This is a genomic window from Bacillus sp. JJ1503 (genome assembly GCF_036965125.1).
In the GTDB taxonomy this organism is placed as follows: domain Bacteria; phylum Bacillota; class Bacilli; order Bacillales; family Cytobacillaceae; genus Cytobacillus.
Map to the genome: position 1 here is coordinate 23807 of NZ_JBALOZ010000021.1, position 13642 is coordinate 37448.

Genomic DNA, 13642 nt, shown 5'->3' on the forward strand with positions numbered 1-13642 from the left:
TTCGTTGAGAAAAGGGTAATTGGGCATAATTATTATTCATAACCGTAATAGATGATTGAATTTGAACAAGATTTTATCGTATGATATTAGTAGCTAGTCATAAATTATTCTACGGGTTCATTATTCATCAGGTGAATTAGCCAGAAATATATGGACTCAAGTGAAAACAAGGGGTGCCCAATATGTTAAAAGTACAAGAAATTCGTGAGCTTATTAAGCTTGTCGATCAGTCAAATATTGATGAATTTGTATATGAGCATGAAGGATCGAAAATAAAAATGAAAAAGAATACGGCTGAAGCAGTTGTTGTTCAGCCAGCGAAGATTGCAGTTCAGGAAGTTCAAGTTCCACAGCCAGTACAAACTGCGGCTGTTCAACAGGTTCCAGTTGAAACTGCTGTTCAAGAACCTGTTAAGGAAGCAGAGGCTAATACGAAGAACCTACATAAAATTGTTTCTCCAATGGTTGGAACATTCTATCAATCCTCATCACCAGATTCAGATCCATATGTAAAGGCGGGTTCTAAGGTTTCTAGTGACTCGATTGTTTGTATCGTAGAAGCAATGAAGCTATTCAATGAAATCGAAGCTGAAGTCAATGGGGAAATTGTTGAAGTACTAGTGAAAGATGGCCAATTGGTAGAATACGGCCAGCCATTATTTTTAGTAAAAGCAGAATAAGGAGCGGTAACAGGATGATTAAAAAACTGCTAATTGCAAACAGGGGAGAAATCGCTGTTCGAATCATTCGTGCATGCCGCGAAATGGAGATTGAAACGGTCGCCGTTTTTTCTGAGGCTGACAAGGATGCGCTTCATGTCCAGCTTGCTGATGAAGCCTATTGCATTGGGCCGACAGCGTCTAAAGATAGCTATTTAAATTTCACCAACATCATAAGTGTCGCAAAGTTAACAGATTGTGATGCGGTTCATCCAGGGTATGGTTTCCTAGCAGAAAACGCAGATTTTGCTGAGCTATGCCGTGAATGCAATATTATTTTCGTAGGTCCAACGCCTGAGGCCATTACGAAAATGGGAACGAAGGATATTGCAAGAGAGACAATGAAGGAAGCAGGTGTTCCAATTGTCCCAGGTTCGAATGGAATTATAAAGGATATTGAGGAAGCTATAGAGCTTGCTAACAAGATTGAATATCCGGTTATTATTAAAGCAACAGCAGGCGGCGGTGGAAAAGGAATACGTGTAGCCCGTAATGAGCAAGAGCTTGTAAAAGGAATTACTATAACCCAGCAGGAAGCTTTAACGGCTTTCGGCAATCCGGGCGTGTATTTAGAGAAGTACATTGAGGATTTCCGCCATGTTGAAATTCAAGTTCTAGCTGATACATTCGGAAATACAGTTCATCTTGGAGAAAGAGATTGCTCGATTCAAAGACGACTGCAAAAGCTATTAGAAGAAACACCTTCTCCAGCATTAGATGGGGAAACACGTGAAGAAATGGGAAATGCTGCAGTAAAAGCAGCAAAAGCAGTTGATTATACAGGCGCTGGCACGATAGAATTTATTTATGATTACCGAAATCGTAAATTTTACTTTATGGAAATGAATACTCGGATTCAGGTTGAGCATCCAGTTACTGAAATGGTAACTGGGGTTGACTTGATTAAGGAACAGATTAAAGTTGCGTCAGGTGAAAAGCTGAATTTTACGCAACAAGATGTTACTTTTAGCGGGTGGTCAATTGAATGCCGAATTAATGCTGAAAATCCAGAGAAGAACTTTATGCCATCAGCAGGGAGAATTAATATGTATCTTCCTCCAGGCGGTTTAGGAGTTCGTGTTGATTCCGCTGCATATCCGGGGTATATGATTCCTCCTTATTATGACTCTATGATTGCAAAGGTAATCACCTATGGGGCAACAAGGGACGAAGCCATTGCCCGAATGAAAAGAGCGTTAAGCGAATTTGTTATTGAAGGTGTGCACACGACTATTCCGTTCCATTTAAAGCTTCTTAGTCATGAAAAATTTGTGGATGGTCAATTTAACACTAAATTCTTAGAAATGTATAATGTTATGCAGAAAGAAGACTAATTGGAGGTGCTGAGGTGAACGAGAATATTCTGGAAATGAGTCATGAGAATAGTGGATTAGGCAAAATTGAAATTGCTCCGGAAGTAATTGAAGTCATTGCTGGTATCGCTGCGTCAGAAGTAGAAGGAGTGGCGCAAATGCGCGGCAACTTCGCTACAGGCGTTGTAGAACGATTAGGAAAGAAAAATCATGGCAAAGGTGTAAAGGTTGAGCTTTCTGAGGACGGTATTAAGGTAGATGTATATTGTTCTATGGTATTCGGCATCTCTATTCCAAATGTTGCCCAGAAAATTCAAGACAATATTCGGCAGGCATTATTGAATATGACTGCACTAGAAGCACAAGAAGTAAATGTCCATGTTGTTGGAATCGTTTTTGAAAATCAAAAACAAGCAGTGGAATATGAGCAGGAAATGTAATTGAATATGAAAAGGCCAAAGACGCCAAATTTGTCTTTGGCTTTTTTACTTGAATCTTCTTTACATAGTTTAAATTTATTCTGTTTTCTGCTAGAGTAATGGTGGGTATAGGTATTGGCTTAACGGGGGAAAAATTTTTTCTTACTCAGTGCTTATTGGACATACTTGTGCTATGATTTAAAATGTATTTTTTAGAGAAGTAAATGGCATAAATGATAATAGCCCATGTAAGTATAAGAAAATTGAGCGTTAACTGAATCTTTCCCTGTTAAAGGAGTTAATAATAGATGAAACGAAGAACAGCAAGAGAAAAAGCATTACAAGCCATTTTTCAAATTGATGTAAGCGAAGTAGATCCAGCCTTAGCCATTGAACACGTTTTAGAGGATTCACCAAGCAATGAATTTCTCAGTCAGCTTGTCAATGGAGTTGTAGAAAACAAAGTAACAATTGATGAAACAATTAAGAAAAATTTAGAAAATTGGACATTAGAAAGATTGGGAACTGTAGATCGAAATCTTTTAAGACTATCCGTTTATGAGCTATTATTTTGCACAGATACACCACAAAATGTCGTTATTGACGAGGGAATTGAAATTGCAAAATTATATGGGGATGACCAGTCGAGCAAGTTTATAAATGGAGTTCTTTCCAAGATTAAACAGCAGCTTTGATGATTCAGCAGGTTCCTTTATTAATGATTAGGGGGAAGATGACATGACTGTGAATTTGATTGATGGAAAAGAAATAGCTAGACAAAAAAAATCCTTTATTGCTGAAGAAGTAGAAAAATTAAAAAATGAAGGCATTACTCCGGGACTTGCGGTGATTTTAGTCGGCAATAATCCAGCATCCAGAACATATGTCACGAGTAAAGAGAAAACGTGTAAGGATCTTGGAATGCATTCTGAGTTAATTGAGCTGCCTGAAGGGGTAAGTGAAGAAGAGGTCCTTGGGAAAGTAATACAACTTAATGAGAACCCAAATATTCATGGGATTCTAGTCCAATTGCCTTTGCCTAAACATATTGATGAAGTGAAAGTAATTGAAACAATTTCTCCAGATAAAGATGTTGACGGTTTTCACCCTGTTAATATTGGAAGAATGATGACAGGCCAGGATGCGTTTCTGCCATGTACCCCATATGGTGTAATGGAAATGCTTGATTTTATTAATGCAGATATTTCGGGCAAGCATGTAGTTGTCGTTGGCCGCAGTAATATTGTGGGAAAACCGGCAGGCCAGCTGTTCCTAAATAAACATGCAACGGTTACATATTGTCATTCCAAAACAACAGATTTGAAAGAATTTACTAGACAAGCAGATATTCTTGTGGCAGCTGTTGGGAAGGTGAATTTCATAACGAAGGAGCATGTGAAAGAAGGTGCGATCGTTATTGATGTTGGAATTAACCGTAATAATGAAGGTAAGCTGTGCGGAGACGTGGACTTCGATGAAGTGAAAGAAGTAGCAAGCTATATTACACCTGTACCAGGCGGTGTAGGTCCAATGACGATTACGATGCTTATGTCCAATACATTAAAGGCCGCTAAGTCCATTCAGCAAAAATTGCAAAGTAAAAATTAATAAATTGTCTAGCTTCTGCCCTTTTCAAATGATGCTTTAGTCCTCTTACACTGCACGCTTTTTACGTGACGGTTTGAGAAACTAAATCTATAATGAAAGGGCAGTTTTGTTGTGTTGGTATACTAAAGATAATGAACATTTTTCAAATTTGAGAACTGTCTAGCTCCANNTTGTGCTTGTCGGGGGTGAGCAAGGCGCTTGCGCATTTCTATAAGGAGAATATTATGAAAGACCAACGCTATTTATCGGTGAATGCTCTTACTAAATATATAAAAAGAAAATTTGATGCTGATCCGCATTTGCAGAATGTCCTTGTAAAAGGGGAAATCTCGAATTATAAACAGCATTCCAGCGGACATATGTATTTTACATTAAAGGATGAGAAAGCCCGCGTTCTTGCTGTCATGTTTTCAAGCAATAATCGGGGAATGAAATTTTCGCCTGAAAATGGGATGAAGGTTCTTATTAGAGGCGATCTCACCGTTTATGAGCCAAGTGGTCAGTATCAAATCTATATTAAAGAAATGCATCCTGACGGAGTTGGCGATTTATATTTAGCTTTTGAACAGTTAAAAGAACGGCTTGACAAGGAAGGAATTTTTTCACCTCAAAATAAAAAGCCTATCCCGAAATTTCCAAAGACAGTCGGTATTATTACTTCCCCAACTGGAGCTGCAATCCGTGATATTTTGACCACGATTAAGAGGCGTTATCCAGTGGTAAATATCTTAATATTCCCTGCACTTGTACAAGGTTTACAGGCTGCACCATCTATTGTGAAGCAAATACAATTAGCCAATCAATTAAATGAGGCAGATGTGCTTATTATTGGGCGTGGCGGGGGTTCGATTGAAGAGCTTTGGGCTTTTAATGAAGAAGAGGTGGCAAAAGCCATTTTTCATTCGCAAATTCCCATCATTTCGGCTGTTGGTCATGAAACTGATTTTACTATTGCTGATTTTGTAGCTGATTTACGTGCTCCTACGCCAACAGGTGCTGCTGAAATGGCCGTCCCCCATATTGAGGATTTGACAGAAAGAGTTCTAAATCGAGAGTCGCGCTTACTAAGGGCACTTAAGGAACATATGACACTAAAAAGCGAAAGACTTTCAAGAATTCAAAAATCATATGCTTTTCGTTACCCGCAGAAATTGTATGAACAAAAGCTTGAGCAGGTAGACAGATTAGCAGAGCAGCTTGAGAAAGGTTCTAAAAAGCTTTTTGATCAAAAAATTGACGAATGGCAGAAAATACAGAAACGAATACAGCGAAAGCCTTTGAACGATTTAATACTAGCCTCTAAAGAACAACAGGAAAAAATGCAAAAACAGCTAAACAAAGTCATGCTTAATATTTTAGCCGCTAAAGAAAAAGACTTTTCACATAAAATTGCTACTTTAGAAGCATTAAGTCCATTAAAAATTATGGATAGAGGCTATAGTCTTGTATATACAAAGCAAGAAAACTTAATTAAATCCGTTAAACAAATTAAGGAAAATGACCAAGTAAAAATAAAGGTACCTGATGGAATCATTAATTGCCTTGTTACGGAAATAGAGGAGTGAATACGTTGTCTTCAGAACAAAAATTAACATTTGAAGAGGCTATGGAGAAATTAGAAGTGATTGTAGAAAAGCTGGAAGAAGGGGACGTCCCTCTTGAAGAGGCCATCAATATTTATAAGCAAGGTATGGAGCTATCTAAGCTTTGTCATGATAAGCTGAAAAGTGTAGAATCACAGCTCACTCAAATTTTGACAGAGGATGGCCGAAAAGAAAATTTCGTCATCTCCGAGGAGGAGTAATTTTGCAGCAGTCATCCTTTTCTTTATTTGCAAAAAATCAAAAAATCTTGTTAGAAAATATGTTTAAGGAAAGTGTCAGCAAACTGAATGCACCTTCCGTTATAAAAGAATCGATGCTTTATTCATTAGAAGCCGGAGGGAAGCGAATAAGACCGCTTCTGTTATTCGCTACTCTCGAAGCATTTGGAGAAGACACACGAAAAGGTCTTCAAACTGCTGCAGCAATAGAAATGATTCATACGTACTCGCTCATTCATGATGATCTTCCGAGCATGGATAATGATGATTTAAGGCGGGGAAAGCCAACAAATCACAAGGTGTTTGGTGATGCTTTTGCGATTTTGGCAGGTGATGCCTTATTAACATACAGCTTCCAATTAATTACTGAAACCCCTTCAGAATTTACGGATGCAGAAACGAAGCTTAATCTCATTAGAGAAATGTCAATAGCAGCTGGAGCTGAAGGAATGGTCGGCGGACAAGTTGCTGATATAAGCGGAGAGGACAAGGCCTTAAACTTAAATGAATTAGAGTATATTCATGTTCACAAAACGGGTAAACTGTTGCAATACAGTGTAGTGGCAGGTGCTATTCTTGCAGGGGCAGACAAGGAAACATTGAAAACACTTGCTGAGTTTGCTTACCATCTTGGAATCGCCTTTCAAATACGTGACGACATCCTTGATCTAGAAGGAACGGAAGAAGTAATTGGAAAGCCTGTTGGCAGTGATGCTTCTAAACATAAGAGTACCTATCCATCATTGCTTACATTGGATGGCGCAAAAGAAGCTCTGCACCATCATATCCAGCAAGCAAAGTCCAAGCTTTCAGTTACAGGTCTGAATACAAAGCTGCTTGAGGAAATTACTGAACTAATAGAAACGCGAAATCATTAAACACTATATGATAAAGCATTAGGCAATATCTCTAATTGGCAAATTACTACACTACCTTGAGGATTTCATTCATACTGTTATAATAAACCATATATAAGGTTAAGTTTTATGAACATCTAAGAGATATGTGCATGATAAAGAAATGAAAGCGAGTGATCCTCTGTATGGATCTAATGAAAATTAAAGACCCTTCTTTTTTAAAAGGGTTATCAAATAAAGAACTAGAGGCAGTAAGTCAAGATATACGCCAATTTCTAATTGAAAAGTTGTCTTATACCGGGGGCCATATTGGACCTAATTTAGGCGTTGTCGAATTAACGATTGCTTTGCATAAATGCTTTGACAGCCCGAAGGACAAAATTATTTGGGATGTAGGCCATCAATCATATGTTCATAAAATCCTAACTGGCCGTGCCGATCAATTCGATACATTGAGGCAATATAAGGGCTTATGCGGATTTCCAAAAATGGCTGAGAGTGAACATGATGTATGGGAAACTGGGCATAGTTCAACCTCATTATCTGCTGCAATGGGAATGGCGATTGCCAGGGATTTGAAAAAAGAAAAATCCTTCGTAATACCTGTTATTGGTGATGGTGCCTTAACGGGCGGAATGGCTTTAGAGGCATTAAACCATATTGGCCATGAAAAAAAGAATATGATTGTCATTTTAAATGATAATGAAATGTCCATTGCTCCAAATGTAGGGGCACTGCACAATGTTCTTGGAAGACTTCGTACAGCTGGAAAATACCAGTGGGCAAAGGATGAACTCGAACTTCTCCTGAAAAAAATCCCTGCAGTAGGAGGCAAGCTTGCTTCAACAGCTGAAAGATTAAAGGATAGCCTTAAATATCTTTTTGTATCAGGGATGTTTTTTGAGGAGATGGGCTTCACCTATCTTGGACCAGTAGATGGTCATAATTTTGAAAGCTTATTTGAAAATTTAAGCTATGCTAAGAAAACTGAGGGACCCGTCCTGTTGCATGTTATTACAAAAAAAGGAAAGGGTTATTCCCCTGCTGAACGTGATACAACTGGAACATGGCATGGTACAGGACCATACAAAATTGAAACAGGGGATTTTGTGAAACCGGTTAATACGCCGCCAGCATGGAGCTCGCTTGTAAGTGAAACGGTTCGAAAATTAGCAAGAGAAGATGACCGGATTGTTGCCATTACTCCAGCTATGCCGGTAGGCTCTAGATTAGAAGGGTTTGCAAGTGAATTCCCTGAACGGATGTTTGATGTTGGAATTGCAGAACAGCATGCTGCAACTGTCGCTGCTGGCTTAGCAACACAGAAAATGAAGCCGTTTCTTGCTATTTATTCAACATTTCTTCAACGTGCCTATGATCAGGTTGTGCATGATATTTGCCGGCAGAATTTAAATGTCTTTATTGGAATTGACCGTGCTGGCTTAGTTGGTGCTGATGGTGAAACACATCAAGGTGTTTTTGATATTGCCTTTTTGAGACATGTGCCAAATCTTGTATTGATGATGCCTAAAGATGAAAATGAAGGCCAGCATATGGTTTATACTGCTGTAAACTATGATGATGGCCCGATAGCTTTGAGATTTCCACGCGGAAATGGATTGGGTGTACCAATGGATACAAGCTTTCACAAAATTCCGATTGGGACTTGGGAAGTGCTTAAGAATGGTACAGATGCTGCCATTCTCACATTCGGTACAACGATTCCAATGGCATTAAAAGCGGCTGCTATTCTAGAGAAACAAGGCCAATCTATAAAGGTAATCAATGCAAGATTTATTAAACCTTTAGATGAAAAAATGCTTCTCGAATTATTTAAAGATCATATGCCGATTTTAACGATTGAAGAGGCAGTTCTTCAAGGCGGTTTTGGGAGTACGGTACTTGAATTTGCCCATGAAAACGGCTTTCATCATATAGAAATTGACCGGATGGGTATTCCAGACCGTTTCATCGAGCATGGCAGCGTTGATAAGCTATTAGAAGAAATCGGAATGACTACGGGTGATGTAGTCGATCGAATAAATAATCTTGCAAGAAAGAAACAGAAAAGGGCTTAAGGAATGAAAGCAAAGAAGGAACGGTTAGATATTTTATTAGTTGAAAGAGGCTTAGCTGAGACGAGGGAGAAGGCAAAACGAACGATAATGGCTGGAATTGTATTTAGTAATGAAACTCGTCTCGACAAGCCGGGAGAAAAGGTTAGCAGCGATATTCCGCTAAGAGTAAAGGGAAAAGTCATGCCGTATGTTAGCAGAGGCGGGCTAAAGCTTGAAAAAGCATTAAAAATATTTGATCTTGAAGTGAAGGACAAAATTCTTCTTGATATCGGTGCATCAACTGGCGGATTTACTGATTGTGCTTTACAAAATGGGGCGAAAATGTCTTATGCCCTTGATGTCGGATACAATCAGCTCGCTTGGAAGTTAAGACAGGATGAACGTGTTGTTGTTATGGAGCGAACTAATTTCCGTTATGTAACACCAGCCGATCTTCAAGAAGGAATGCCAACCTTCGCTTCCATTGATGTTTCATTTATCTCTTTAAAGCTTATCCTTCCTGTATTAAAGACCTTATTAGTTTCAGGCAGTGATGTAGTGGCGCTCGTTAAGCCTCAGTTTGAGGCAGGACGCGAACAGGTTGGAAAAAAAGGGATTGTACGTGATGCCAAGGTCCATGTACAGGTTTTAGAATCAATGATTTCCTTTGCCCTAAATCTGGGATTCGATGTGAAAAATCTATCGTTTTCTCCTATAACTGGCGGTGATGGGAATATTGAATTCCTGCTGCACCTTTATTGGACAGGTCAGAAGGAAATCGGTGAAAATATTTTAAATTTTGAAGCTCAGGCAGTAGTGAATGAAGCCCATACAGAACTTAAGACAAAGCAAAATGAAGAGGATTAGGCTGCTGCTTATTCCTCTTCATTTTATTTATGTATGTCTAAAAGACTAATAATATCATGAAAAACAAAGAAAAATTGTACTTTATAGGGAAAATCAGCTAACATATAATTAGATTTTATTCTTTTATTTACAACTATTTTGAAGTTTGTTATAAAATTTAGGCGCATAGCGTTTTTCATAATTGGGGTGAGTATATGACAAAGGGTCAACGTCATATTAAAATTCGGGAGATTATTGCAAATAATGATATTGAGACACAGGATGATCTTGTAGATGAGTTAAAAAATGCCGGATACAATGTAACACAAGCAACAGTATCACGAGATATTAAAGAACTTCATCTTGTAAAAGTTCCTCTGCAAGATGGCAGATATAAATATAGCCTTCCTGCTGATCAGCGATTCAATCCTTTACAAAAATTAAGACGTAACCTAATGGATGCATTTGTCCGGATAGATTCAGCAGGAAACCTGCTCGTAATGAAAACCCTGCCTGGAAATGCGATGGCGATAGGGGCGCTTATTGATAATTTGGATTGGGAAGAGATAATGGGGACTATTTGCGGCGATGATACGTGCTTAATTATTTGCAGAACACCTGAGCAAACTGAAGCTATCACAAATCGTTTTCTAGAAATGCTGTAATGGGGATGATTTCATTTGTTAACTGAATTATCAATTAGAAACTTTGCTATTATTGAAGCCCTTTCGATCTCATTTGACAAGGGCTTAACTGTATTAAGCGGAGAAACAGGTGCTGGTAAGTCAATTATCATTGATGCGATACACTTACTCGTTGGAGGAAGAGGATCAGCTGAATTTGTAAGGCATGGAGAGGAAAAGGCAGAAATAGAAGGTCTTTTTCAGTTTGAAGATCCCAATCATCCTATTTGCAAAAAGGCTTATGAATTTGGCATTGAGCTTGAAGATGGAATGATTGTACTTAGAAGAGATATTTCGAAATCAGGAAAAAGTGTATGCAGAATCAATGGCAAGCTTGTCACAATTTCGATTTTAAGGGAAATTGGAAGTACATTGATTGATATTCATGGGCAGCATGAGCATCAGGAATTGATGGACGAAATAAAGCATATCAGTCTTCTTGACCAATTTGGCGGCAGGAAGATAAGCTCTGCACTTTTAGAATACCAGCAAGTTTATCATAAGTATGAGCAAAAATTAAAATCATTAAAAACATTAAGTGAAAATGATCAGCAGATGGCCCATCGGCTAGATTTAATACAGTTTCAATATGATGAAATTCTTAAAGCGAATTTAAAGCTAAATGAAGATGAAGAGCTTTTCGAAGAGCGCAAAAAGCTTAGTAACTTCGAACGGATTTATGATTCCTTACAGGCAGGATATGCTGGTCTTCAAGGGGAACAAAGAGGACTCGATTGGATTGGTCTTGTTATGGGGCATGTTGAAGATGCTGCGGAAGTTGATCCTGCCTATAAGGAACTTGCTGAATCTGTGTCGAATAGCTTTTATCAGCTTGAGGATGTCATGAGAAGTCTTCGGAATGAGCTTGATTTTCTGGAATACGACCCTAGAAGACTTGCCGAAATCGAAGACCGGCTTAATGAGATTCAACAATTAAAACGAAAGTACGGGAAGACAATTGTTGAAATTCTTGAATATGCCTCAAAAATTGAAGAAGAAATAGAAACATTGCAAAATAAAGAAACACATATCGGAAAGTTAGAAAAAGAAATTTCCTCATTGCGAAAGGATCTTACAGTTGAAGCAGAAGAATTATCAAATTTAAGGAAAAACACGGCTAAAACTTTAATAAAATTAATACATAAAGAATTAAAAGAGCTTTATATGGACAAGACTGTATTTGAAGTGAAATTTGAAGCAGATATGGAGAACTTCACAAAAAATGGATTTGATAAAGTTGAATTTTACTTATCGACTAATCCAGGGGAACCATCAAAACCCCTCTCCAAAATTGCATCAGGTGGAGAATTATCTAGAATTATGCTTGCGCTAAAAAGTATTTTTTCAAAGCATCAAGGGGTTACTTCTATTATTTTCGATGAAGTGGATACGGGAGTGAGTGGCAGGGTTGCACAAGCGATTGCAGAAAAGATTCACCATGTTGCCATTAATTCGCAAGTGTTGTGCATCTCCCATTTACCGCAAGTAGCTGCAATGGCAGATACTCATTTGTATATCGCAAAAAATATTAAAGATGGCCGGACGAAAACAACGGTTAAAGCTTTAAATGAAGCAGAAAAAATTAAAGAAATTGGCCGGATGATATCAGGAGTCGAAATTACCGATTTAACGAAAGAGCATGCTAAAGAGCTTCTTCAGCTTGCAAACAAAATTAAGGTGTAGAAAAAAAAATACATGAAAAGCTATCCAAAGCAGGATAGCTTTTTTTATCGCCATATCAGTTATAAATGCGCGCTTTACAGGCAAAATTATAGATGTAGCCATTTGACGTTGTGGATTAGAAGCGAGGAGAGTGAAAGTTTTGATAACAGAAGTTTTAAGAAAAATAATTGGTGGAATTCTCCTTGTTTCATTAATTGCAATTGGATTTTCCAAACCCATTCAAAAATATTTAGAAATTCCAACTTCAATCACTCTTTTTGAGGGCCAGCATATTGATCTGGCTAAAGCAGAAATGGTAACGGCAACTATGTCTACAGATTCAAGTATTGCACTTAAACAGGACAATCATTCAGTTTCCCTAAAAGCAAAAAAACGCGGGGAAAATGAAATGTTTTTAGAATTAGCAGGTTTTCCGATTAAAAAGGTCGATGTAAATGTACTAAAGGATTTTAAAGTGATTCCAGGTGGACAGTCTATCGGTGTCAAACTAAATACCGTTGGTGTCTTAGTAGTGGGACACCATCAAATAAATACAGTAAACGGAAAATCCTCTCCTGGAGAAATAGCAGGAATCAAAGTGGGAGACATCATCACTAAAATAAACGGCAAAAATATTGAAAAAATGTCTGATGTTGCCCCTTTTGTCCAGCAAGCAGGGAAATCCGGTAAGCCCCTTACGATAGGTGTGAATAGAGAAAATAATCATTTTACAACTGAATTAACCCCCTTAAAAGAAAAAGGAGAGGGTTCCTTTAAGCTTGGATTATATATTCGCGACTCAGCTGCTGGAATCGGAACAATGACGTTTTATCATCCAGAATCTAGGAAATATGGAGCTTTAGGCCATGTTATTTCCGATATGGATACGAAAAAACCAATTGTTGTTGATGATGGTCAAATTGTTCGCTCCACAGTCACCTCTATTGAGAAAGGGAGCAATGGCAATCCTGGAGAAAAACTAGCTCGTTTTTCAGAGGATAAAGAAGTAATCGGAAATATTGTCAGAAATAGTCCTTTTGGAATCTTTGGGGAACTTAATCAGGACATAAAGAATGGCATCTTGGATAAGCCGATGCCGATTGCATTATCTCATCAAGTAAAGGAAGGTCCGGCAAAAATATTAACAGTTGTTGAAAATGATGAGGTAAATTTATTTGATATTGAAATTGTCAGCACGATTCCGCAAAAATTCCCTGCGACAAAAGGAATGGTTATAAAAGTAACGGATCCAAAGCTTTTAGCAAAAACGGGAGGAATTGTTCAAGGAATGAGCGGAAGTCCCATCATCCAAAATGATAAAGTGATTGGGGCAGTAACACATGTTTTTGTAAATGATCCGACGAGCGGATATGGTGTTCATATTGAGTGGATGCTAAATGAAGCAGAAATTGATATATATGAGAAACAAAAAGAAAAAGCATCATAATCTAAAGACGGGGATCCCCCGTCTCTTTTTTAGCCTAAAAAAGCATTTAATCGAAAATAATTACATATGCTATAATAGATATAAAGATTTTTCGACAAAACTGTGTTGAAATTCTAATCAATTATCGAAAACGGTCGAATAATAAAGAAAACAAAAGAAAACTAATGATTTTCACCTATTTTTGAGAATTTTTAAAAAAACTAAAGGAT

Annotated in this window: 13 protein-coding genes; all 13 read left to right on the plus strand. The window is 37.9% G+C overall.

Features of this window, described 5'->3' with window-relative positions; translation table 11 throughout:
* Positions 1 to 182: 182 nt before the first annotated feature.
* The 13 genes from accB to spoIVB all read left to right on the plus strand — a co-directional run bounded on the left by accB (position 183) and on the right by spoIVB (position 13433).
* Entirely contained in the window at positions 183 to 680 is a 498-nt protein-coding gene (gene accB / locus V7149_RS02650) for an acetyl-CoA carboxylase biotin carboxyl carrier protein (protein ID WP_335344113.1), read from the plus strand.
* Between the two features lie 14 nt (positions 681 to 694).
* Positions 695 to 2053, plus strand: coding sequence for an acetyl-CoA carboxylase biotin carboxylase subunit (gene accC, locus V7149_RS02655; RefSeq protein ID WP_335344114.1), 1359 nt, complete (start codon positions 695 to 697; stop codon positions 2051 to 2053).
* Between the two features lie 35 nt (positions 2054 to 2088).
* Positions 2089 to 2472, plus strand: a complete 384-nt coding sequence (locus V7149_RS02660) for an Asp23/Gls24 family envelope stress response protein (protein WP_335344137.1) — start codon at positions 2089 to 2091, stop codon at positions 2470 to 2472.
* Between the two features lie 287 nt (positions 2473 to 2759).
* Positions 2760 to 3146 (plus strand): transcription antitermination factor NusB, encoded by a 387-nt coding sequence (gene nusB / locus V7149_RS02665; RefSeq protein ID WP_335344115.1) that lies wholly within the window; start codon positions 2760 to 2762, stop codon positions 3144 to 3146.
* Positions 3147 to 3189: 43 nt separating this feature from the next.
* Complete coding sequence (gene folD / locus V7149_RS02670) at positions 3190 to 4059, plus strand: bifunctional methylenetetrahydrofolate dehydrogenase/methenyltetrahydrofolate cyclohydrolase FolD (RefSeq protein ID WP_335344116.1); 870 nt, start codon at positions 3190 to 3192, stop codon at positions 4057 to 4059.
* A gap of 224 nt (positions 4060 to 4283) precedes the next feature.
* Positions 4284 to 5624: an exodeoxyribonuclease VII large subunit gene (gene xseA / locus V7149_RS02675; protein WP_335344117.1), complete on the plus strand. Its 1341-nt coding sequence runs from the start codon at positions 4284 to 4286 to the stop codon at positions 5622 to 5624.
* A gap of 5 nt (positions 5625 to 5629) precedes the next feature.
* Entirely contained in the window at positions 5630 to 5863 is a 234-nt protein-coding gene (locus V7149_RS02680; RefSeq protein ID WP_066293716.1) for an exodeoxyribonuclease VII small subunit, read from the plus strand.
* Positions 5864 to 5865: 2 nt separating this feature from the next.
* Complete coding sequence (locus V7149_RS02685; RefSeq protein ID WP_438824078.1) at positions 5866 to 6759, plus strand: polyprenyl synthetase family protein; 894 nt, start codon at positions 5866 to 5868, stop codon at positions 6757 to 6759.
* Between the two features lie 164 nt (positions 6760 to 6923).
* Entirely contained in the window at positions 6924 to 8816 is a 1893-nt protein-coding gene (gene dxs, locus V7149_RS02690) for a 1-deoxy-D-xylulose-5-phosphate synthase (RefSeq protein WP_335344118.1), read from the plus strand.
* A gap of 3 nt (positions 8817 to 8819) precedes the next feature.
* Positions 8820 to 9662, plus strand: a complete 843-nt coding sequence (locus tag V7149_RS02695; protein WP_335344119.1) for a TlyA family RNA methyltransferase — start codon at positions 8820 to 8822, stop codon at positions 9660 to 9662.
* Positions 9663 to 9856: 194 nt separating this feature from the next.
* Positions 9857 to 10306: a transcriptional regulator AhrC/ArgR gene (gene ahrC / locus V7149_RS02700; RefSeq protein WP_335344120.1), complete on the plus strand. Its 450-nt coding sequence runs from the start codon at positions 9857 to 9859 to the stop codon at positions 10304 to 10306.
* Positions 10307 to 10321: 15 nt separating this feature from the next.
* Entirely contained in the window at positions 10322 to 12007 is a 1686-nt protein-coding gene (gene recN, locus V7149_RS02705; protein ID WP_335344121.1) for a DNA repair protein RecN, read from the plus strand.
* A 139-nt stretch (positions 12008 to 12146) separates the two neighbouring features.
* Positions 12147 to 13433 carry a SpoIVB peptidase gene (spoIVB, locus tag V7149_RS02710; protein WP_335344122.1) on the plus strand — a complete coding sequence of 429 codons (1287 nt, stop codon included), beginning with the start codon at positions 12147 to 12149 and terminating at the stop codon, positions 13431 to 13433.
* Positions 13434 to 13642: the final 209 nt, after the last annotated feature.